Source organism: Streptomyces sp. V3I7 (genome assembly GCF_030817495.1).
Classification (GTDB): domain Bacteria; phylum Actinomycetota; class Actinomycetes; order Streptomycetales; family Streptomycetaceae; genus Streptomyces.
Map to the genome: position 1 here is coordinate 6,147,085 of NZ_JAUSZK010000001.1, position 18,715 is coordinate 6,165,799.

16 protein-coding genes and 3 pseudogenes are annotated in these 18,715 nt (G+C 68.7%); 11 read left to right on the forward strand and 8 right to left on the reverse strand.

The features are described from left to right. Nucleotides 1–37: 37 nt before the first annotated feature. Nucleotides 38–778 (reverse strand): class I SAM-dependent methyltransferase, encoded by a 741-nt coding sequence (locus QFZ74_RS28450; RefSeq protein WP_307623704.1) that lies wholly within the window; start codon nucleotides 776–778, stop codon nucleotides 38–40. 164 nt (nucleotides 779–942) lie between these two features. Here QFZ74_RS28450 and QFZ74_RS28455 point away from each other — a divergent pair, with 164 nt between their 5' ends. Continuing rightward, entirely contained in the window at nucleotides 943–2,172 is a 1,230-nt protein-coding gene (locus tag QFZ74_RS28455) for an IS701 family transposase (protein ID WP_307619560.1), read from the forward strand. 671 nt (nucleotides 2,173–2,843) lie between these two features. Here the strand turns inward: QFZ74_RS28455 and QFZ74_RS28460 are convergent. Beyond that, a complete protein-coding gene (locus QFZ74_RS28460; protein WP_307623705.1) occupies nucleotides 2,844–3,065 on the reverse strand; it encodes a hypothetical protein in 222 nt (73 codons plus the stop codon). Between the two features lie 562 nt (nucleotides 3,066–3,627). Here QFZ74_RS28460 and QFZ74_RS28465 point away from each other — a divergent pair. From QFZ74_RS28465 to QFZ74_RS28475, 3 genes and pseudogenes are all read left to right on the forward strand, one after another. Continuing rightward, on the forward strand, nucleotides 3,628–4,212 hold the full coding sequence (locus tag QFZ74_RS28465) for a hypothetical protein (RefSeq protein ID WP_307623706.1): 585 nt from the start codon (nucleotides 3,628–3,630) through the stop codon (nucleotides 4,210–4,212). A gap of 3 nt (nucleotides 4,213–4,215) precedes the next feature. After that, nucleotides 4,216–4,397, forward strand: a pseudogene (locus QFZ74_RS28470) (IS5/IS1182 family transposase); the annotation flags it as partial. Nucleotides 4,398–4,774: 377 nt separating this feature from the next. Continuing rightward, nucleotides 4,775–5,008: pseudogene (locus QFZ74_RS28475) on the forward strand (IS5/IS1182 family transposase); the annotation flags it as partial. Nucleotides 5,009–5,063: 55 nt separating this feature from the next. Here the strand turns inward: QFZ74_RS28475 and QFZ74_RS28480 are convergent. Further along, on the reverse strand, nucleotides 5,064–5,723 hold the full coding sequence (locus tag QFZ74_RS28480; RefSeq protein WP_307623707.1) for a type III effector protein: 660 nt from the start codon (nucleotides 5,721–5,723) through the stop codon (nucleotides 5,064–5,066). 137 nt (nucleotides 5,724–5,860) lie between these two features. Here QFZ74_RS28480 and QFZ74_RS28485 point away from each other — a divergent pair, with 137 nt between their 5' ends. The 3 genes from QFZ74_RS28485 to QFZ74_RS28495 all read left to right on the forward strand — a co-directional run bounded on the left by QFZ74_RS28485 (nucleotide 5,861) and on the right by QFZ74_RS28495 (nucleotide 7,340). Continuing rightward, the gene (locus QFZ74_RS28485) at nucleotides 5,861–6,298 is read left to right on the forward strand and encodes an Hsp20/alpha crystallin family protein (protein WP_307623708.1); all 438 of its coding nucleotides are present in this window, start codon (nucleotides 5,861–5,863) and stop codon (nucleotides 6,296–6,298) included. 129 nt (nucleotides 6,299–6,427) lie between these two features. Next, the gene (locus tag QFZ74_RS28490; protein ID WP_307623709.1) at nucleotides 6,428–6,823 is read left to right on the forward strand and encodes a DUF2267 domain-containing protein; all 396 of its coding nucleotides are present in this window, start codon (nucleotides 6,428–6,430) and stop codon (nucleotides 6,821–6,823) included. 82 nt (nucleotides 6,824–6,905) lie between these two features. After that, on the forward strand, nucleotides 6,906–7,340 hold the full coding sequence (locus QFZ74_RS28495) for a DUF2267 domain-containing protein (RefSeq protein WP_307623710.1): 435 nt from the start codon (nucleotides 6,906–6,908) through the stop codon (nucleotides 7,338–7,340). Nucleotides 7,341–8,336: 996 nt separating this feature from the next. Here QFZ74_RS28495 and QFZ74_RS28500 read toward each other — a convergent pair. Together QFZ74_RS28500 and QFZ74_RS28505 are read right to left on the reverse strand one after the other, a co-directional pair. Further along, entirely contained in the window at nucleotides 8,337–8,894 is a 558-nt protein-coding gene (locus tag QFZ74_RS28500; RefSeq protein ID WP_307623711.1) for a DUF3291 domain-containing protein, read from the reverse strand. 495 nt (nucleotides 8,895–9,389) lie between these two features. Then, nucleotides 9,390–9,596 (reverse strand): hypothetical protein, encoded by a 207-nt coding sequence (locus QFZ74_RS28505; RefSeq protein WP_307623712.1) that lies wholly within the window; start codon nucleotides 9,594–9,596, stop codon nucleotides 9,390–9,392. A gap of 544 nt (nucleotides 9,597–10,140) precedes the next feature. Here QFZ74_RS28505 and QFZ74_RS28510 point away from each other — a divergent pair. Then, a pseudogene (locus tag QFZ74_RS28510) lies at nucleotides 10,141–10,278 on the forward strand (AAA family ATPase); the annotation flags it as partial. Nucleotides 10,279–10,893: 615 nt separating this feature from the next. Here QFZ74_RS28510 and QFZ74_RS28515 read toward each other — a convergent pair. Further along, nucleotides 10,894–12,198 carry a cytochrome P450 gene (locus QFZ74_RS28515; RefSeq protein WP_307623713.1) on the reverse strand — a complete coding sequence of 435 codons (1,305 nt, stop codon included), beginning with the start codon at nucleotides 12,196–12,198 and terminating at the stop codon, nucleotides 10,894–10,896. Between the two features lie 301 nt (nucleotides 12,199–12,499). On the opposite strand from QFZ74_RS28515, the gene QFZ74_RS28520 reads away from it, so the two are divergent. Both QFZ74_RS28520 and QFZ74_RS28525 read left to right on the forward strand, forming a co-directional pair. Continuing rightward, the gene (locus QFZ74_RS28520; RefSeq protein ID WP_307624307.1) at nucleotides 12,500–14,128 is read left to right on the forward strand and encodes an FAD-dependent monooxygenase; all 1,629 of its coding nucleotides are present in this window, start codon (nucleotides 12,500–12,502) and stop codon (nucleotides 14,126–14,128) included. A 47-nt stretch (nucleotides 14,129–14,175) separates the two neighbouring features. Beyond that, the gene (locus QFZ74_RS28525) at nucleotides 14,176–15,189 is read left to right on the forward strand and encodes an amidohydrolase family protein (protein WP_307623714.1); all 1,014 of its coding nucleotides are present in this window, start codon (nucleotides 14,176–14,178) and stop codon (nucleotides 15,187–15,189) included. Between the two features lie 177 nt (nucleotides 15,190–15,366). Here QFZ74_RS28525 and QFZ74_RS28530 read toward each other — a convergent pair whose 3' ends face one another. Next, a complete protein-coding gene (locus QFZ74_RS28530; RefSeq protein ID WP_307623715.1) occupies nucleotides 15,367–16,449 on the reverse strand; it encodes a nitrous oxide reductase family maturation protein NosD in 1,083 nt (360 codons plus the stop codon). 181 nt (nucleotides 16,450–16,630) lie between these two features. Between QFZ74_RS28530 and QFZ74_RS28535 the strand changes: the two genes are divergently transcribed. Continuing rightward, on the forward strand, nucleotides 16,631–16,888 hold the full coding sequence (locus tag QFZ74_RS28535) for a hypothetical protein (RefSeq protein ID WP_307623716.1): 258 nt from the start codon (nucleotides 16,631–16,633) through the stop codon (nucleotides 16,886–16,888). Nucleotides 16,889–16,967: 79 nt separating this feature from the next. Here the strand turns inward: QFZ74_RS28535 and QFZ74_RS28540 are convergent, their stop codons facing one another. After that, nucleotides 16,968–18,476 (reverse strand): MFS transporter, encoded by a 1,509-nt coding sequence (locus QFZ74_RS28540; protein ID WP_307623717.1) that lies wholly within the window; start codon nucleotides 18,474–18,476, stop codon nucleotides 16,968–16,970. Nucleotides 18,477–18,715 lie beyond the last annotated feature (239 nt).

The following is an 18,715-nucleotide window of genomic DNA, read 5'->3' on the forward strand; positions in this document are numbered from 1 at the left end:
GGCGAGGGGGTGCCTTCACGTCTCGGCGCGGCGGAACTTACGGTTTGTGGGTTACCCAGATCAGTTCCGCCGGCCAGCGGTGTGCCCAGTCGGGTGGGTCGGTTTCGTTGTAGCCGTTGGGTGTTCCGAGTTCGGGCCGCGGCTCGATGAGGTCGTCGATGATGAGACCCGCGCCGCGCAGGACCTTGACCCAGTCGCCGTAGGTGAGCTGATAGCTGGTCGCGCCGTCGTCTTCGGCGATGGTGTTCAGCCCGAAGTAGTCCTGCTGCAGCGTCGTGGTCACGCGGCTGGCGGCTTCGTCGTAGCAAGCTTCGAACCATGGGCTGGCGACGTTGAACACCAGGCGCCCGCCTCGGCCCAAGACGCGTGCGGCCTGCGGGACGGCCAGGTGTGGGGGCGCCCAGCTGAGCCCACCGAAGTCGCAGAACACCAAGTCGAAGCTGTCGGCGGCGAAGGGGAGTTGTTCGGCGGCGCCTTGCACTAGCGGGTAGCGGGCCGCTCCCATCGCGCGGGCCGCTGCGGCGAGTTGGGCTTCGGACAGGTCGAGCCCGACCATGGTGGCGCCCTCGGCGGCGAGCGCCCTGGACCACTGGCCGGCGCCGCAGCCGAGTTCGAGGACGCGCTTGCCAGTGACGTCGCCCAGGGCGTGCAGGTGCGCGTCGGGGATGGAGTACATGCCCCACAGCCGGGGTGTGGCGCCGATTTGCGGGTCGTGCTCGTGCTGGTAGGCGCTGTTGATCTGGTTCCAGAGCCGCCGGTTGGCGGGGATGCTGTCCACGTGCCGACTCCAGCACTGCCTGCCGGGGGCGGTCAACACGATTAGGGCACTGGCCGGCCCTCGCCTCGGTCCGGCCCTGGCTCGGCCCATGATCCGCCGGACGAGCCCTAGTAGTGCTTCGTTACGTCGGGTGATCTCGTCTGGTGGTGGGCAGCCTTTCCGGTATGAGGTTGAGGGAAGTGGAACGGCTCCGGGGTGAGTTAGCGGAGTTCGTCGCCGATGTGTTCGGGTCGGTGCCGCGGCGGGATCAACGCCGCTGGGGCGAGTGTTATCTGCGGGGTCTGATGCTGGACGGCCGCCGGAAGTCGGTCCAGCCGATGGCGGAACGGCTGCCGGACGGGAACATGCAGGCCCTGCAGCAGTTCGTGAACCAATCGCCGTGGGAGTGGTCGCCGGTGCGGCGGCGGATCGCCGAGCGGCTGTGCAAGGTGATCGCTCCCGATGTGTGGGTGGTCGACGACGTGTCGTTTCCCAAGTGCGGCACCGCGTCGGTCGGGGTGGCCCGGCAGTACTGCGGAGCGTTGGGCAAGCGGGCCAACTGCCAGGTCGCGGTCAGTGTCCACGCGGCCACCGACACCGCCTCGTGCCCGCTGGAGTGGGAGTTGTTCCTGCCCGAGGAATGGGCGGGGGACCAGCTGCGGCGCCGACGGGCCGGGGTGCCCGACGAGGTCGAGCACGCGTCCAAGACACGTCTGGCACTCGGCCTGCTGGACCGGCTCGCCGGCCAGGGGCTGGTGGTGCCGGTGATCGTGGCGGACGCAGGCTATGGCCGCAGCGTCTCCTTCCGGCTCGCGCTGGAGGAACGCGGCTGGTCCTACGTGATGGCGGTGGATCCCAAGGAGATCGCTCGGCCTGCGACGGCTGAGCCGTCTCAGCCTGCCTATGGCGGGCTGGGGCCGCCCACCCTGCCCCGTTACCGCGGGCCTGCCCGGCCCCTGCCCGACCTCATCGACGCCGGTACCCGCTTCGAGGAGGTCACATGGCGGCAGGGCAGCAAAGGCGCGATGACCTCGCGTTTCGCCATGCTGAAAGTGCGGCCGTCGGGAAAGGAAGCCACCCGCACCGCGCAGGAACAGGCTGGCGGACGCAGCCGCTGGGACGGAGTGCTGCCGCTGCGGACCCTGCTTGTCGAGCAGCCCGAAGACGCGTCGGAGCCGACCGGCTACTGGATGAGCAACCTGCCCGCCAGCACCCCGATCGCCGACCTGGTGCGGTGGGCGAAGATGCGCTGGCGGATCGAGCACGACTACCGCGAACTCAAGCATGGCCTGGGCCTGGACCACTTCGAGGGCCGCACCTGGCGCGGCTGGCACCACCACGTCACCCTCGTCACCGCAGCCCAGGCCTTCCTCACCCTCAGGCGGCTCGACCCAAAAGCCCAGACGCCGGCCTGACCCTCTACCAGGTCCTCGACACACTCCAGGACCTGCTGAAGTGCTGGACCGGCACCTGCACCACCTGCGGCCGAACCCTGCCAAGAAACAGCCGCAGAGACAGAAGCAGAACCTAACGAAGCACTACTAGGGCCTGTCCGGCGGATCAGGTCGCGGGAAAGCTACGGCGCCTGATCAGTGCAGGTGAGCGGGGTCTGGTGAATCCAGCTGCAAGGCGGAGGAGGGCGTCGACGCGATGGGGGGCCCGCCCGCGCGAACGGAGCCGAGCCGCCGACGCGGCACCACCGGAGTACGACAGCGCCAGCACCAGCTCAGACTCCCGCCGAGCTGTGCATGGAGAGCCACGGTGATGCCGTCGGCTCTCAGGGAGAGAAGCCCGTTCACGAAGTGGGTCACACCGAAGCAGAGCGCGGAAGTCAGGGCCAGCGTCTCACCCGCGGGCGATCCCCGCGGGCAGCGGCTGCCCTTCCCTCGGTGGTGCGGCGTCGACAGGACACAGACATCCCGAGGGGCTTACCCGGGATTGTCGTGCTGATGGCCACCGCCCGGGCGCCGGTCACGCGCCGCACCTCAGACGGACTGTGCCGGAACAGGCCCTGAGGCTCTTCGCGCGAGCGGGGCGAACCCTCGGAGGGCACGCCGCTGTCCTCCCCCCCGGCCCGCATTCAGGGCTATTCCTTGACCGGATCGGAGCCTGCCCGCTGGACGATCCGATCGCCGACCGCGATCGAATTCCAGAGACGGCGGCTGATACGGACCTTGGCTGATTCACCGTCGGTAAGGCGGACCTCGACGAAGTGGTACATGTTCGAGCCGTCGAGCATGCCCCGTGATTTGTCGGTGACGACGCCTTCCCAGGCATCATTTCGTTCTGCTTTGCGCGAATTGAACATGATGGCGAGTCTACGAGGACGGGTTGCCGGCCTTGGAGTGCCTCGGGGCACATCCTGGGGGTGACACCTGTCATGCCGCTTGCGCTGTTTCCTCACTCCGAGGCCCTTTTTCTGCGCACGTCCAGTGCGATCCGGTCAGGACGTGGGCGCGTCCAGCTTCGGCTTCCGCTTTACATCAGTCACGTTCACGCCCTCCGTCTCCGGAGCCTCCAACGCGTTGGCGATTACCCCGCTGCTGGTGCTGGTGACCTCCAAAGCCAGATGGCTGCCTATCATGCGCAAGTCCAGCCTTGCCCGGGGCACGCCCGCTTGGTTCGGCATCTGGGCGCGCCGTCGTGATCTCGCGTCGCATGCCAGGAGCAGGCGTGTGCGGGTGTGGTTTCGGGGCGTCGGGCGGAGGAGTTCGGCGTGCGGTGTGTGCGGCGCCGGGCGAGGCTGGACGCATGCCCACCCGTCGCGTCGTCGTCTCACCGCCCAGCGAGGTAGGGGGCCCGTCGCGTGTACGTCGACGGCCTGGTGTTGCGAGACGTCATCTCATTTGGCTCCGAGGAAAGTGCCCGTCATGGAAGTAACGTTCACTGCCTCGGCGTATCCTCCGCTGGCTCTAGGCTTCTTCGGACTCGGCACCGGCTATCTCATCTGGGGCCCGCAGGAGCTGTTCGGCTGGCCACGCCGGGACGAGCGGGTGGATCGGGCCCTTGGCGTCTGGGGAATCTGGATGCCGGGTTTCTGTCAGTTTCTCAGCGGCGTGATCCTCCTCGTGGGCCTGACCTGGTTCCAGGTGTTCAAGGACCCGCCCCTGTACATGGCCGCACTGGCGTTCTCCGCATATGGCATCCACTGGTTCGCCATCGGCTGGGACCGCTACCGCGGCAACGACCCGCGGGTCAACGCCGGACTGGCTGTGGCGTACACGATCCTGTCGGCCCTTGGCGCCACGGTGTTCTTCTCAGCGAATGCCTGGCCCGTCGGGCTGCTCTTCATCGGCCTCTTCGGTGTCTATCTGAGCAAGTTCCTCACCGCTGTCGGCGTCGGCGTCGCCGAGCGCGTCATGGGAGGCTTCCGTATCCTCACGGCTTTCTGGACCATGTACCTGACCTTCGCCGTCGTACTCGACTTCACGCTCGGCTACCACTGGCCCGCGTAGTCCGGGGATCTGACGGGCCCGAATCCGTCGACCGGAGCAAGTACGGCTCGAAGATCCACCTGATCACCGAGCGGACCGGGCCGTCTGCGCCTGTCCCTCGGAATCTCGGTGCCAACGCCCACGCCAGCCAGGCCCTGATCCCGTTCGTGAAAGGCATACCGCCGGTCAGGTCCGGCCCGACGCGAACCTGACTACTTGTCAGTATATTCGGCATTGGGGCGGCATCAGCCCGACCGAAGCTGACTAGGCCTGGCGAAACCTGTATCTCGAGGTGGGGTGGAACGGGTGGTGTGAGGGGTGTTTGCTTGCGCGGATCAAGCGAACCAGGCGGTGTGTGCTTCGCGGCGCCCGGCTGATTGTGCGTCGGACCAGGGGCCCCAGCCCATCGCCCGCCCCGGAGGCTTCGACGGCACCCCCGGCAACTGAGGCGCGCAGAGGGGATCCGTTGTACCCCTTCACCATGAGTGGGCCGAGGTTGGTGTGGGAGGAGGTCAGCCGTCACGGAGGCGGTTTCGGCGTTCCTGGAGGAGAGCTTCCGTCCTGGCCGCCAATCGTGAGCGCCGCCGAGCGCGGCTTCGCGGTCCCCGGCCGGCCCGGACTGCGCCTGCCTGCGAACGTTGGCCGATGTGTTCGCGTACGTCGATGCGGAGGGCGTGACCTTGCGGATCGACGGGACCGGGACCAGGCCCGCCGCCCGAAGGCCCACCGGCCCGGCCGCTGCGCGTTCGTCTCCAGCAAGAAGACATGGAACACCATGAAGACCGCCGTGATCAGCGACGGCCAGAGCCGCACCCTGGTCCGGGGCCGGGGCCTGCCGCGTAGGTCCGGCTGCCTGCATCGCTGTGCAGCGGTCAGTCAGGGGTGGTGGCCGCCGGATTGGCGGAGTTCGTGAGGGCGTCGAGTCGGGCGGCTAGGTCGGGGTGGGTGTTTGTCAGGTGGGGGCGGGTGGCGTTCAGGGGGTGGATGAGGGCGGCGGGGTCGTCCTGGGCGAGGGCCGCGTCGAGTTGGCTGATCGGAATGTGAGCGGCGGTGGGGAGGCCGGTGAGGCCGGTGATCTGGCCGGCTATCCGGCGCAGGTCGGCGGCGTTGCGGCGGGCCCAGGTGGCGAGGGTGCGGTCCGCGGCGCGACGTTCGCGGGCGGCCTGGACGCGTTGTTCGGCGGTGGTTCCGGCAGGGCCGGGCCGGTTGCGCAGGTAGCGGCGTTCGGCGGCCTGGCGGCTGGCGACGCCGAGAGGGTGAGCGAGATCGGCCCAGCTGGCACCCGCGCGGCGGGCTGTTTCGATCAGGCCCGTTTCCCATCCGGCGAGCTGCTCGCGAACCTGCCGCAGCAGCAGGAGGGAGGCCAGCGCCTGCTCCGGGTCGGAGCCCCGGGCCGTCGGGTCGTCCGGGGGTTCGTGCTCGGCGGCGCGCAGGGCGTTGCCGATGGTTTCCAGTGCCGCTGCGGCGGCGAGGAACGAAGCCGGGCTCTGGGCGCTGGTGCCGGAAGGGACCGGCTGGTCGGCCGCTGCCATGGGCACCTCCTTCCGGCCCTTCCGGGCCGTCATCCTTTCGACGACATCATGTTTGTCATCCATTGGATGACATGGTACAACGTTTTCAGTAAGCGCATTGGCAGGTCCTGTCCGATACCTTCTGGAGGTGTTCTGCGATGTTGATGCGCACCGACCCCTTCCGTGAGCTCGACCGGCTGGCTCAGCAGCTGATGGGCCCGGGCACCTGGTCGCGGCCGTCCGCGATGGCGATGGACGCCTACCGCGAGGGTGACGAGTACGTGGTGGCGTTCGACCTTCCCGGGGTCAGCCCGGAGGCGATCGACATCGACGTCGAGCGGAACATGCTCACCGTCAGCGCCGAACGTCGGCCCGTGACGAAGGGCGACGACGTGCAGATGGAACTGTCGGAGCGGCCGCTGGGTGTCTTCTCCCGGCAGATCGTGCTGGCCGACACGCTGGATACCGAGCGTATCCATGCCGACTACGACGCCGGGGTGCTCACCCTGCGCATCCCGATCGCCGAGCGCGCCAAGCCCCGCAAGATCACCATCGGCGGGGAATCCTCCCGCAAGGAAATCTCCGGCTCCGGCTGAACCTGGCGCCCTGAGCCGATCAGCGGCGGGGGACGGGGGACGGGCACCTGATCTCCCCTCGCCCGTCCCCCGCGCCGGTACTGAAGAGAAGCTGAAGAGAAGCTGAAGAGAAGAAGGGTGGCGGCCGACGTGACCCTGCGACAAGAAGCGTTCCTCGACGATGTGAAGGAACGCGGCGAGTACAGAAGCCGGCTGGAGGCAGAACGCGCGGCCCGCGTGGTGCTCGCCCTGCTGGGCGCACACCTGGTCGGCGAGGTGCGTGCCCAGCTGGCGGCACACCTGCCGGAAGAATTCGCCCTGATCCTGCTCAACCCGTTGCAGAGTGCCGAACCGCTGTCACCGGAGCGGTTCGTGCGGGCGACCGCGGCCTGGATCGAGGGAGCCACCGAGCAGACCGCGGCCTGGGACGTCAGCGCCGTCCTCAGCACGGTGGCCGACGCCGTCGGCGACGACCTGCTCAAGCAGATCCTGCTCCAGCTTCCCGCAGGCTACGACCTGCTCTTCGGTCGCCCCCAGCTCGCCTGACCATCCTCACTCCCGGTGTCCGTGCCCCCCGGCCGGGCACCGTCACCATCACCTCGCCGAGAGAAAGGCAACGACCGCAGTGATGTCCGACCGGCGTGCATCGCTCCACCACCCGTCCGCGATGACCTTCGAGCAGATGCTGGAGAAGGTCCGTTACGAAGGCGCCTACCCCACCCGTGAGCGGGCCGAGGAGGTCGTCCGGCTGGTCCTCTCGGGGCCTGGACGCCAGCTGACGGGCGACGAACGCGTCGAACTGGCTGCCCACCTGCCCCTGGAAGCCGCACGCATCCTCACCCAACAGATCCCCGACCCCCAGCCCCTCACCGGCTGGGCCTTCGTCAAAGACCTCGCCGCACGCACCGGCGCCACTCCTGCCACCACCCGCTGGGACACCGGCTCCGTCCTCACCACCGTCGCCGCCCTGGCCGGCCCCGAGCTGCTCACCCGCATCCTGCGTCAGCTCCCCTCCGGCTACGCGCTCATGTTCGGCCGCGCCGAACTCACCCAAGCCGCCTAGGCCGTCTCCACAGAGTCAGGGGAGCCGGAGTCGTAGGCAGACGATGGTGACCAGGGCTTGGTAGTGGCGGGCGCGTTTGTCGTGGCGGGTGGCGGGTGGCGAGGGTTTTGGGCAGCGCGCGGTGCGGCAGCGCGTAGCGCGACCCGTACGCGGGCAGGGGCCTGCGGCCGAGATCGACGATGTCGGTGCTCTCCGCCGCGATGAGATGACGCCCCCGCGCTTCGGGCAGAAACGCGGCGACCAGGTGGGCGTAGGCGGCCTCGCGCACGTCGACGACGGTCAGCGCGATGCTGGCGCACCTAGGCGCATCCGGCCGCTCGCCATCCGCTTGGCGATGGTGAAGCTCTCCCTGGTTGGGGCGGCGTTCAGGGACGGCCCGATGACCAGGCCCGGGTTGACGTTGACGAGACGCCAGCGGTCCTGCGCCCTGGCGGTCCGTCATGCAGCTCGCGCAGGCGCTCGCGGCGGGTGGTGCCCGCCTGACCGGCCTCCTTCTCGGCCAGGGCCTTGGAGTAGCTGTAGGGCTCGCAGTCAGCGACGAGGTCGTGTTCCAGGACTCTTCGCTCACGATTCGACCCGGGACGTCGAGGATGTCCTCCGCGTCACCGATCATCGCGGCGAACGAACTGGTCAGCACCACCCGCTCGACGCTGCCGACCCCGTTGGCGGTGCGCAGCCTCTATTCCTTTGCCTGCTCGGAGGGCGCGGCGGCCGCCTGTGACAACGCCGGTGAAGCGGTGAACAGTGCGTGGACGGCGGAGCCAGCCCGTCCACGGCACGGCCCACCGGCTCGATCGGCGGTCTCAGGCCGGGCGGTGGGCGCCTTTGGGTATGCGGGGCGGGGGCCTTGTTCCCGGCTGGGCGGGGATTTCACGTCCGCGGAGCGAAGGGTGATCGGCTGGCAACCGGGTTCTCGTGAACAAAGCCAGGCCGTTGCTGTTCGCCGTCATTCAATCGAGGCGTTTGACAGCGAACCCAGTCGTTCAGGCCTCCTTGTCAGCGAACCTGGTCGCCCTTCGGCCCGATCCCTTTGATCCTGGTCGGAGTTCCGTCCGGGGCGAACGAGTGGTGGAAGGTGAAGGCGTGCGGCGCGGAGCCGTGGTCGTGGAGGTGCTCCAGCCTGGAAACCCCGTCCCGCCAGGTGGGTATCACGCCGTCGGAGACCCACCAGAACACGTAATTTGGGTGCCCTGTCCTCTCGAACCAGTCGTAACGCCTGTTCAGCGCCTCACGGTGCATACCGGTGTAGACGGCGTCGAAGGCGGGGCGCAGGTCGGTCCAGAGTGAGAGGGTCGCGGCCAGGGCGGTGGTTTCCGGCGTACGGCCCTTGCCGTACCAAGTCGGTACGGCGAACTCTCCCCATGCACCCCAGTCCGCCTCGAAGAGCGCGCCCCGGTCACCGTCTGCCGCTTCAGCATGCGCGAGGTATCCGGGGTGCTGACTGATCTTCCGGTAGACGGCCTCACCAATGTCGTAGAACTCGCGCGTGAGAGGTGCGGGATCGGCGAGAGGTGACTTCAGGACGCCGAATGTGTACAGAGCAAGATGGGGCATGCGTCTCTCCCTGGTTGGGGCTGCCTGGCGTGGACCCGGTTCGGTGGCTTACGCATGGGGGGGCGAGGGTTCGTGGGGCAGGGCATGGCCGACTCATCCCGTCGCGGCTGGCCCAGCCTGAAGGAACTCCTGTGCGACCGTGGGCGACCACCGAAGACCAGGTGAAGGTAGCTGCCTCTGCGAGCCATGGCGAAGTTGCGATTTCCCTGTCCAAGTGGCCTCTTGCACAGGTCCTTGCGGGAGCTGGGGCGGTGGCGCTGCCTGCTGCCGTGGAAGTCCGCATCGGCTCAGCAACTGCGGAGGAGCAGCATCGACAGCTCCGCTCTGCATTCGTCTTGGCGTCGGGGTCCGGGTGGCTACTCCACCCAGGTGCCCGACGCGGGTAGGGCGGTGATCCGGTCCTGGCGCCGGCTGGTGTCCTTCTTCTTCAGTTCGAGGTTCTCGTAGTCGAGGTTCGCGGTCACCGTGGTGAGCGCGTCGAGCTTGCCCTGCAGTTCAGGAGGTCGTGGTCTTCGGCAGGATGCCCCGCTGGGAGGCGGTCGTCGGCCTGCTGGGAACGGAGGCCTCGTGCCGCGGGGCGACGGTGGTGTGTGCGGGTGCGGTCGGCGCGTCCACGGGATGCCTGAGAGGGTCCGCCATGCGCCCCGGCGTCCAGTACGTGTGTATCTGGGCGTCGGTCCGCTCGACCTCGTGGCTGTCCACGCCGGTGGCAGCCTGTTCGACGAGGTCGAGGTGGCGGCGGCCGCCTGGGCCGCGGTGGGGCGGACGGCGATGACGAGTGTCGCAGCGGCAGCGGCTGCGAGGCGCACCTCGGATAGGAGGTTCCTGCGGCTCGGAGATGCGCGGCTGTGGACAGCGCCCCGCCTGGCCCGACTTCTTCACCAGCTCGCCGCGGCACCTGGCCAGCGCTCCGCTCTCTCCCGTCGCCTGGCTAACCAGACTCCGTAGCACTTCCCCGGCGAGTTGCCCGGCCACCCTCTCAGCCGCAAGGCGTTCAACGACCAACTCGTGCGCCACGGCATCAGGACAGGCCAGCTCGGACAGCAGCCCTCATCGCACTCGCAGCCGGACTGCCCCGCCAGTCCTGGCCGAGCTGCTCGATGTCCATATCCACACCGCAATCAAGTGGGCCCACCACCACGCTCAGCGCGACTGGAGCGCCTACCTCACTGCACCCGCATCACCGACCGTGAGGGGGGTGGATGAACCTCCATCTCAGCTACCAGAAACGGACCAAAGTCGCCCCATGAAGCGGTACATCCTCACAGGCGCACCCGGCGCAGGAAAAACAACGATCCTCCGACAACTGCAAGAACTCGGGTTCGACGTCATTGACGAGGCGGCGACCGCGGTCATCACACGCGAGCAAGCCGAGGGGGATCTTGAGCCCTGGACGCAGGCCACCTTCGTCGGCATGGTCGCGGAGCTCACTCGGCCGCCGGAAGGTCGCCGTACAGTCGCTCGGCATGGTCGCGGAGCTCATCCGGCCGAAGCTGACTACACCTGGGGAAACCTGCACTCCGAGGTGGGGTGGAGGGTGATGGCGCTCGCACACGCTGCCGTTCTCGGTCGTCGCCGTGCTCCATCTGCTCTGCGTGGCCATGCCGTTGGCGCTGACCAACGTCTTCGCGGGCCGGCTCTTCCCCACCGCGGTGCGCGCGGTCGGCATCGGCGTCCCCAGCGCCCTGGCCATCGGTCGTCGAAGGCCGCACCTGGCAGGTCCTCTACCACCCGGCCCTGGACTGCTACGACGCCTACCCGGTCTGAGCGGGCCACGGGTCGAGCACAGCGACTCGGTCAACCTGCCTCCAGAGCCTTCGTGACCTCGCTGCGGTCCAGGCGCCGGGCACCGAGCCCGCGAGTGTCGCTGAGTGGGGGTGGCCGCCGGGGCCGGGGCCGCTGGGGCATCGCAACGGCCACCGGCCCCACGGCATCCGAGTGGCCGTCAGTTCCGCTCTCGTGGACGGGGTCAGGGTGGCGTGGACCTACGCCCGTGATCTCACGCGATGTCGACCATCCCGGAGGCCCAGTCGTCCAGAACCCTGGAGGGGTCCAGCGCGACGCGCAGTTCGGTCAGGCCGCGGAACGCGGGGAAGGGCACGGTCAGCCACTTGGCCTCGTCGGCCGGCATGGCCAGCGAGAGCTTCGGGAAGCGGCGGAAGAGCGAGGCCAGGGCGATCTGCATCTCCATCCTCGCCAGCGGTGCGCCGAGGCAGAAGTGCGGACCCGTACCGAATCCCAGGTGGTTGCTCTGCACGCCCGGCCGGGCGATGTCGAAGACGTCGGGGCTCTCGAACGCGGCGGCGTCCCGGTTGGCCGAGGTGACCGCGATCTGCACCAGCGAGCCCTTGGGAATGAGCGTCCCCGCGATGGTGATGTCCTCGAGCGCGTGACGGAAGGTCGCGTTCTCGACCGAGCCCTCGAAGCGGATGATCTCCTCGATGGCGTTCTGGAGGAGATCGGGCGAGTCGATCACCTGCTTGAGCTGCTCGGGATGCGTGAGCAGGGTGTAGACGGCGTTACCGATGAGGTAGGCGGTCGTCTTGTGGCCGGCGAACAGCAGCACCCACAGCGTGGACAGCAGCTCGCCGTCCGTCAGCGACTCCTGCTCGTCGCTCGTCTGGATGAGGAGGCTCAGCAGGTCGTCCTCGGGGTTCTTCCGCTTACGGGCGATCAGGACCTCGAAGTACTCCTTGAGCGCGGTCTCCGCCTCGGCCAGCCGGACCTTGTCCTTCTTGCTGAATCCGGTCCGCGCGACGACGCTGCACCGCTGCTGGACGTCCTGCCTCTCCTCCTCGGGGACGCCGATCAGCTCGCAGATCACCTGGAGGGGCAGCGGGAAGGCGAAGGCCGACAGGAGGTCGACGGGCGCCAGGGTGGAGCACGTGTCGAGCAGCGTGTCGGTGATCTCCTGGATCCGCGGGCGCAGGGCCTCGATACGGCGGGGAACGAAGGCCTTGCTGACGATCCGGCGCAGCCGCGTGTGCTTCGGCGGGTCGGCGAACAGCATGTTGTCGTCCAGGGCGATGGAGGAGTCGCCGAAGATGGAACGGTAGGCGTCGATGGCCGCGTACATGTCCTTGCTGATCCGCGGGTCGGCCAGAGCCGCCTTCGCGTCCTCGAACCGCGTGATGAGGTACGAGTCCACACCGTGCGGCGGGGTCAGACGGGACACGGGCGCGTTCTCGCGCAGATGCTGATAGAGGGGGTGCGGGTTGGACCGGTATACGGGGCAACCCCGGGATGCCGCGTCCACTGCCCGGGCTGTCTCGTCTGCGGTCTCCTGCTCTTGCATCTGAGTCATTGACGGCCCTTCTTCTCTTCCCGCAGTGGCACGAGTCGGCTGAACACCGGAACGCAGCAATGCATTGACGCCACGCGGAACGGGAAAACGCGATTCACCCTGACGCTGACCGATCTCTTCGGCACGGTACGGGCGCGAAAACGAGGAGTGCGCCGTCCGAGGGAAGGCTCGATTGCCGACCCGGGTGCCGTATGACAGGTTCGAAACCAGGGCCGCCAGGAGTTCGAATTGCTGCCCGAACCACCGCTGGGTCACTGGAGGAGGACGGGCCGTGGACAAGCGCGCCAATGAAGACGAAGAAATGGTGCCGGTATTGATCGTGGGCGGTTCGCTTGTCGGACTGTCCGCGTCGGTGTTTCTGGGAAGACTGGGCGTCAGCCATATGGTCGCCGAACGCCGGGCCGCCACTTCCGAACACCCCCGGGGCCGGGGGAACAACATGCGGACCATGGAGTTGTTCCGCACCGCCGGCGTGGAACCGGACATCAGAAAGGCCGCGGCCAACCTGTCCGGCAATCACGGCATCATGCAGACGGACAAACTGTCGGGCGGTCAGAGCAGATGGCTCTCGGCCCGGCTCACCGGCGGGAAGCCCCCCGAGAAGGACGTGTGCTCCGCCATGCGGTGCGCGTGCAGCCAGAACGACCTGGAGCCGGTCCTGCTGACCCATGCCCGCCGGCTGGGCGGGGACGTGCGCTTCGGTACGGAGCTGGTCTCCTTCACCGAGGACCGGGACGGCGTGACGTGCGAACTGCGCGACCGGGAGAGCGGTCTGATGTACACCAAGCGCACGGCCTACCTCCTGGCGGCCGACGGGCCGCGCAGCCCCGTGCGCGAGCGCCTGGGCATCGGGCAGAGCGGAGGGGGCGACCTGTTCCACAACGTCAGCGTCACCTTCCGCAGCAAGCTCCTTAGCGAGGTGGTGGGCGAACAGCGGTTCCTCGTCTGCTACCTGAACGGGACAGAGGGCGACGGGGTCCTGCTGCCCGTCGACAACGAGGAGAACTGGGTCTTCCACATCCCGTGGTTCCCCGAGCGCGGCCAGACGCTGGAGCACTTCACCGACACGCGCATCGCGGACCACATCAGGGCCGCCGCGGGCGTACGGGACCTGGACGTCGAGGTCACCGGGCGTGCCCCGTGGCACGCGGCGGACCGGGTCGCCGACCGCTACCGGCAGGGACGCGTCTTCCTCATCGGTGACTCGGCCCACGAGATGCCCCCCACCGGCGCGTTCGGATCCAACACGGGCATCCAGGACGCTCACAACCTGGCCTGGAAGATCACCGCGGTGCTGCGCGGCTGGGCGGGAGAGGGCCTGCTGGACACCTACGAGAACGAACGGCGCCCGGTCGCCCTGGCCACGATCGCGCGGGCCATCGAGCAGGCGGCACGTGAGGAACACCCCGGCTACGCCGCCGCGCAGGGCCCGGGCCAGAGCACGGACCTGATGACCGTGTCCCTCGGCTACCGCTACCTCTCCACGGCCGTGTCCGGCGCGGACACCGAAGCGCCGACCATCCCGGAGACACTCCGCCTGCAGGCGGACCCCGGTACCCGGGCCCCGCACATGACCGTCGTGCACGACGGGGACACCAAGTCGACCGTCGATCTGTACGAGCGGAGCTTCGTCCTGCTCTCCGGCGTTCCTGACGGGCCGTGGCCGTCGGCCGCCCAGACCGCGGCGGCCGAGCTCGGCGTCCCCCTGGTGTCCTACCGCGTCGGCGCCGGCCCGGACTTCGACCTCGACACCACGGCCGCCCACGGCACCGACGGCGGTGGCGCGGACTGGGCCGCCGTCCACGGCGTCACCCCTCAGGGCGCGGTACTCGTCCGCCCCGACGGGATCGTCGCCTGGCGCTCCGCGGACCTCCCCGCGAACCCCGCGCACGAGTTGACGCACGTCCTCGAAGGTCTCCTCAGCCGCTGATCCCCTCTCACACGCACCCGGACCCATTCACCGTAGGGAGCCCTTCCATGACGACCGACCTGCAAGCTCCGGGCGACATAGGTCACCGCACCGCACCGAGCGGCGACGACGCCCGACGCGAACGAATAGACGTCCACCACCACTACACCGCCCCCGAATGGGTGCGGTGGGCCGAGAAGAACGGGTTCGCGGACCGGGACAGCCTGCCGCCGTGGACCCGGTGGGACGAAACCGCCGCCCTGGACCTGATGGACCGGACCGGCACGCGCACCAGCGTCCTCACCGTCGCCATGCTGGGACGCTTCAAGGAGGCGGCGGCACGCAAGGAGAGCACGCGTGTCGCCCTCGACGCCGCCGGCGCCCTGGCGACCAGACACTCCGGCCGCTTCGCCTTCTTCACACCCGTCTTCCTCGACGACGCCGAACTCTCCCGCTGGTCCGTCTCCCACGGGATGGACCAGCTCGGGGCCGTGGGCGTCAGCGCGCGCACCAGCACGGGCAACACGTACCTGGGCGACCCCGCACTCGACCCGATCATGGCGGAACTGGACGAACGCGCCGCCGTGATCAGCACGCATCCCATGCAGGTGGACCCCTCCGGCGCGCTCCCGGGCGTACCGCCGTTCGTGTGCGACTTCCTCATGGACACCACGCGCGCCGCTCTGAGTCTGATCATGAACGGCACTCTGGACCGCTTCCCGCGGCTCACCTTCATCCTCCCGCACGGCGGCGGTTACCTCCCCTACATCGCGGGCCGGATCGAGGTCTTCGGCCGCCAGCTCGTCCCCGCCGTCGATCCCGGCCGCGTCCGCGACTACCTGCACCGCTTCTACTACGACACGGCCGCGCCCATGTCCCCGTCGGCCACCCCCACGCTGCTGGCCGCCGCGGGTTCCTCCCGGATCCTCTACGGAAGCGACTGGCCGCCCACTCCCACGCGCGTGGTCACCGAGGTGACCACGCCCGCTCTGGACGGGGATCCCGCACTCGGTGACCGGGAACGCGGCCACATCAACCGCGGGAACGCCCTGCGTCTGCTGCCCACGCTCGCTCCCGCCTGAGCGCGCCGGGGACCGCCACGCGGGACACCCTCACCAACCGGTGAAACAGCAGTGTCCCTTCGTACCGCTCTCGGGGAGCGACGCGAAGGGACACTGTCCTGTTCACGGAACCGAACGGCTTCACGGAACCGAACGGCTTCACGGAGCCGAACGGCCGACGGGCCGGCTCAGCTCAGCTCAGCACAGTCCGGCCGGGACCGAGACGCGGCAGAAGTTGCCGCGGAAGAGGTTGCCGGCCTTCGTGGCGTTCTGATCGACCAGGTCGGCCGGGGCGTTGCCGGAGAACCAGTTCTCGTCGACGCGGTTCTTCGTGTTGGCCGCGCCGACCATGCTCTTGGACAGCACGATCCCACCCGACAGCGACGACCGGCCGCTGTTGCCCGCGACCATGTTGTGCTTCAGCGACACGCTCTCCGCACCGGACAGTACGATCCCGGCGCCCTGCACGAACGGCAGCCGGGCCGTCTTGGCGCAGTACTTGTTGTTGCGCAGCACGATGTTCTCGGTGACGGTGAACGCGCCGGCCCGGGGCTTGTTCTCGTCCCCGATCACGATCATCCCGGTGCAGTTCCCGGTCAGGTAGTTCCGATGGACCCTGAGGTTGCGCAGGCGCAGAACCGTCAGGCCGTTGCGGTTGCCCTCCAGGGTGTTCCCCTCCACGACCAGGCCCCGGCTGTCCGTGGCCCCCTTCTCCGACATCGTCGTGTTGGCGAGGTACAGGCCGGCGTCACCGTTGTCGCGGGCGACGTTGTTCCTGAACACACCGCGCGTGGAGTGCTCCTGCGAGATGCCCCACTGGCCGTTCTTCTCAGCCTTCACCCGCTGGACGGTCAGGTGGTCGGTGGCCATGGACCACAGACCGACGCGGGAGAAGCCCGTCAGCTTCAGGTCGGAGACGGTCACGTTCGTGACGGGCTTGTTCCTGAGTCCGATCACGCAGATGCCCTTGCCGCCCTCCACGCAGCCGACCGCTGCCTTGGGGCTGGGGACGGCCTTCTTTTTCTTGGGAGGCACGATCACCGTGCGCGGGCCGACGCCGCGAAGGGTCACTCCGGAGGTCTTGATGGTGACGCTCTCGTGGTAGGTGCCGGCCTTCACCAGGACCGTGTCACCGGCGTGGGCGGCGTTCACCGCCTTCTGGATCGACTGGCCCGGGTGCACGGTCAGGGTCCGCGTGGTCGCCGAGGCCGGGAAGGCACCCGGACTCGCGGCGAGAAGTACGGCGACGAACGCGGCGCAGCGAACATGGTTCCGTTTCATGTCCGGAACGTAGGACCGGATCGGCGGATGCCCGCGCGGCACGCGCCCACATGCCTCCGAACGGGCGTAGAGGTTCATATGACCGGCCGCGTACGGACGGTGTCGGAGTAGCAGCGGTGGCAGCCCCGTTGGGCCCTGCCTAGGCTCGCTAGCGGAAACGAGCCCGTGGGAAGGAAAGAGAATGCCGCAAGTCGACGAAGAAGAGATCCGCGTTGACGCGATCGATACGGTGGCTCAGCCTCGGACACTCACCGGTGTTGTGCGTTCCGCGGTCGGGCAGACCAACCTGCTCCCGGTTCTCCTGGTCCTCACGGCCATGATGGTGGCACTGTGGCTCATGGGAATGCCCTTCGTGCAGGCCTTGACCATTTCGACCGCGCTGAAGATTTCGATGGTTCTTTTCGCAGCGCGTCGGCTGCCTTGCGCCTCGAAGGGCTGACGCACGGCGGTCATTTCTGTTCCCCTGGCTGAGGACCGCCCGGCCTGAGGCCCCGTCCGGCTTCGGGCCGAGGCCGTCCTCAGGCTCCGCGGCCCGCCTTCTGGCCGGCCCCGGCCCCGCTGTCCCCCACGCCCCGCCGCGGCGTCGCCGCGAGGTCGTCGTCGCCCGGATGCGCCCGGCGCTCCCGGAGATCGGCCACGGCCAGGACCAGGGCGACGAGGATGATGGCCGTGGCGGTGAGCAGCCCGAGCTGAAGGGCCGTCGTGGCACGGCCGTGGTCGGCGAGGTGCGCGAAATACACGGCGCCGACCACGGCGATACCCACGGCCGAGCCGATGCGCTGGCCGGTCTGCATCACCCCGCCGGCCGCACCGGCCCGACGTACCGGCACGAGCGTGAGGGTGAGGGTCGTGTTGGGCGAGACCGTGAGACCGGACCCGATCCCGCCGATGACCAGCGGCAGCGCCATGGCCCAGCCCAAGCCCTCGCCGGGCACCAGCTGAACGGCCACCACGACGCCGAGCAGCCCGAGAATCACTCCGCTCAAGCCGATGACGACCAGGCTGCGGCCGTAACGCGTCACCAGCCGTCCCCCGAAGGCCGCACCGACCGCCGAGGCCACCGCGAACGGCAGGATCGTCATGCCGGCGTCAAGGGCGCTGTATCCCACGGAGTTCTGCAGGAACAGGGACAGGACGAAGAAGATGGTGGTGAGCCCACCGAAGAACGTGAGGCTGACCAGGGTGCCGAGCGTGAAGGAGCGCAGGGAGAAGAGCCCGAGGTCGACCAGCGGCGCCTTGCCCAGGCGGCTTTGGATCCTTTCCCACATCCAGAAGGCCCCCAGCAGCAGTGCGCCCACCGGGAGCAGTGCCCACTTCGCCCGCCCCTGCCACTGCTGTTCCTGGACCAGGGGGAGCAACAGCGCGAGCACACCCGTGCCGAGGAGCAGTACGCCGAACGGATCGAACTTCTCCCGTTTGTCGCTCGGCACCGGAAGGCGGGGCAGCAGTCGGTGCCCCGCGACGAGGGCGGCCACCCCGATGGGCACGTTGACGAAGAACACCCAGCGCCAGCCGTCGTCCGTGCCGAACGCCTGGATCAGCAGTCCGCCCGCGAGCGGGCCCACCGCGGTGGACACGGCGACGACGCTGCCGTGGAAACCGAAGGCCCGAGCCCGCTCGGCGCCCTGGAACATCTGCTGGATCAACCCCGAGGTCTGGGGGGCGACCACACCGGCGGCCGCGCCCTGGACCAGCCGGAACACCACCAACCAGGTGGGGCTGGCAGCGAGGCCGCACCCCACCGACGCGGCCGTGAACAGGCCGAGGCCGAACAACAGCGCCTGGCGGCGCCCCCGCAGGTCACCCAGCCGTCCGGCCGGCGCCAGCGCGAGCCCGAAGGCGAGGGCGTACCCGGACACCACCCAGGACTGGGTGGCCTCGGAGGCACCGAGCCCGCGCTCCATGGAAGGCAGAGCCACGTTCACGATCGAGACGTCGAGCAGCGAGATGAAGCCCGCGGTCAGACAGACCCCGAGCGCTTTCCACCGCCGGTCGTCGAGAGCGGGCCGGCCCGTTTCTGTGGTCATGTGATCACGCTATGCAGGCATGACCCGCCGCACCAGCGGGGAACGGGAGCCGGGATACCGGTCGGCGACACGGAGCAGGACATCGACGATCCCGGCGATCACCTGCTCGTGCCGACGCTGTCGTCCGCGTCGCTGAAGCCACGGGGGCACGGATCTCGCAGATCTGACAGAGCGTAAATGTAAATCGCTGACACAAGCCAGCCATAGGATCATAATGAGCTTGCGATCGTCAGTGTTGG

What these genes read in the sequence shown, in the direction of transcription:
- QFZ74_RS28455 (WP_307619560.1), top strand. Translation starts at nt 943, where the DNA reads ATGAGGTTGAGGGAAGTGGAACGGCTCCGGGGTGAGTTAGCGGAGTTC.
- QFZ74_RS28460 (WP_307623705.1), bottom strand. Translation starts at nt 3,065, where the DNA reads ATGTTCAATTCGCGCAAAGCAGAACGAAATGATGCCTGGGAAGGCGTC.
- QFZ74_RS28465 (WP_307623706.1), top strand. Translation starts at nt 3,628, where the DNA reads ATGGAAGTAACGTTCACTGCCTCGGCGTATCCTCCGCTGGCTCTAGGC.
- QFZ74_RS28480 (WP_307623707.1), bottom strand. Translation starts at nt 5,723, where the DNA reads ATGGCAGCGGCCGACCAGCCGGTCCCTTCCGGCACCAGCGCCCAGAGC.
- QFZ74_RS28485 (WP_307623708.1), top strand. Translation starts at nt 5,861, where the DNA reads ATGTTGATGCGCACCGACCCCTTCCGTGAGCTCGACCGGCTGGCTCAG.
- QFZ74_RS28495 (WP_307623710.1), top strand. Translation starts at nt 6,906, where the DNA reads ATGTCCGACCGGCGTGCATCGCTCCACCACCCGTCCGCGATGACCTTC.
- QFZ74_RS28500 (WP_307623711.1), bottom strand. Translation starts at nt 8,894, where the DNA reads ATGCCCCATCTTGCTCTGTACACATTCGGCGTCCTGAAGTCACCTCTC.
- QFZ74_RS28515 (WP_307623713.1), bottom strand. Translation starts at nt 12,198, where the DNA reads ATGACTCAGATGCAAGAGCAGGAGACCGCAGACGAGACAGCCCGGGCA.
- QFZ74_RS28520 (WP_307624307.1), top strand. Translation starts at nt 12,500, where the DNA reads ATGGTGCCGGTATTGATCGTGGGCGGTTCGCTTGTCGGACTGTCCGCG.
- QFZ74_RS28525 (WP_307623714.1), top strand. Translation starts at nt 14,176, where the DNA reads ATGACGACCGACCTGCAAGCTCCGGGCGACATAGGTCACCGCACCGCA.
- QFZ74_RS28530 (WP_307623715.1), bottom strand. Translation starts at nt 16,449, where the DNA reads ATGAAACGGAACCATGTTCGCTGCGCCGCGTTCGTCGCCGTACTTCTC.
- QFZ74_RS28535 (WP_307623716.1), top strand. Translation starts at nt 16,631, where the DNA reads ATGCCGCAAGTCGACGAAGAAGAGATCCGCGTTGACGCGATCGATACG.
- QFZ74_RS28540 (WP_307623717.1), bottom strand. Translation starts at nt 18,476, where the DNA reads ATGACCACAGAAACGGGCCGGCCCGCTCTCGACGACCGGCGGTGGAAA.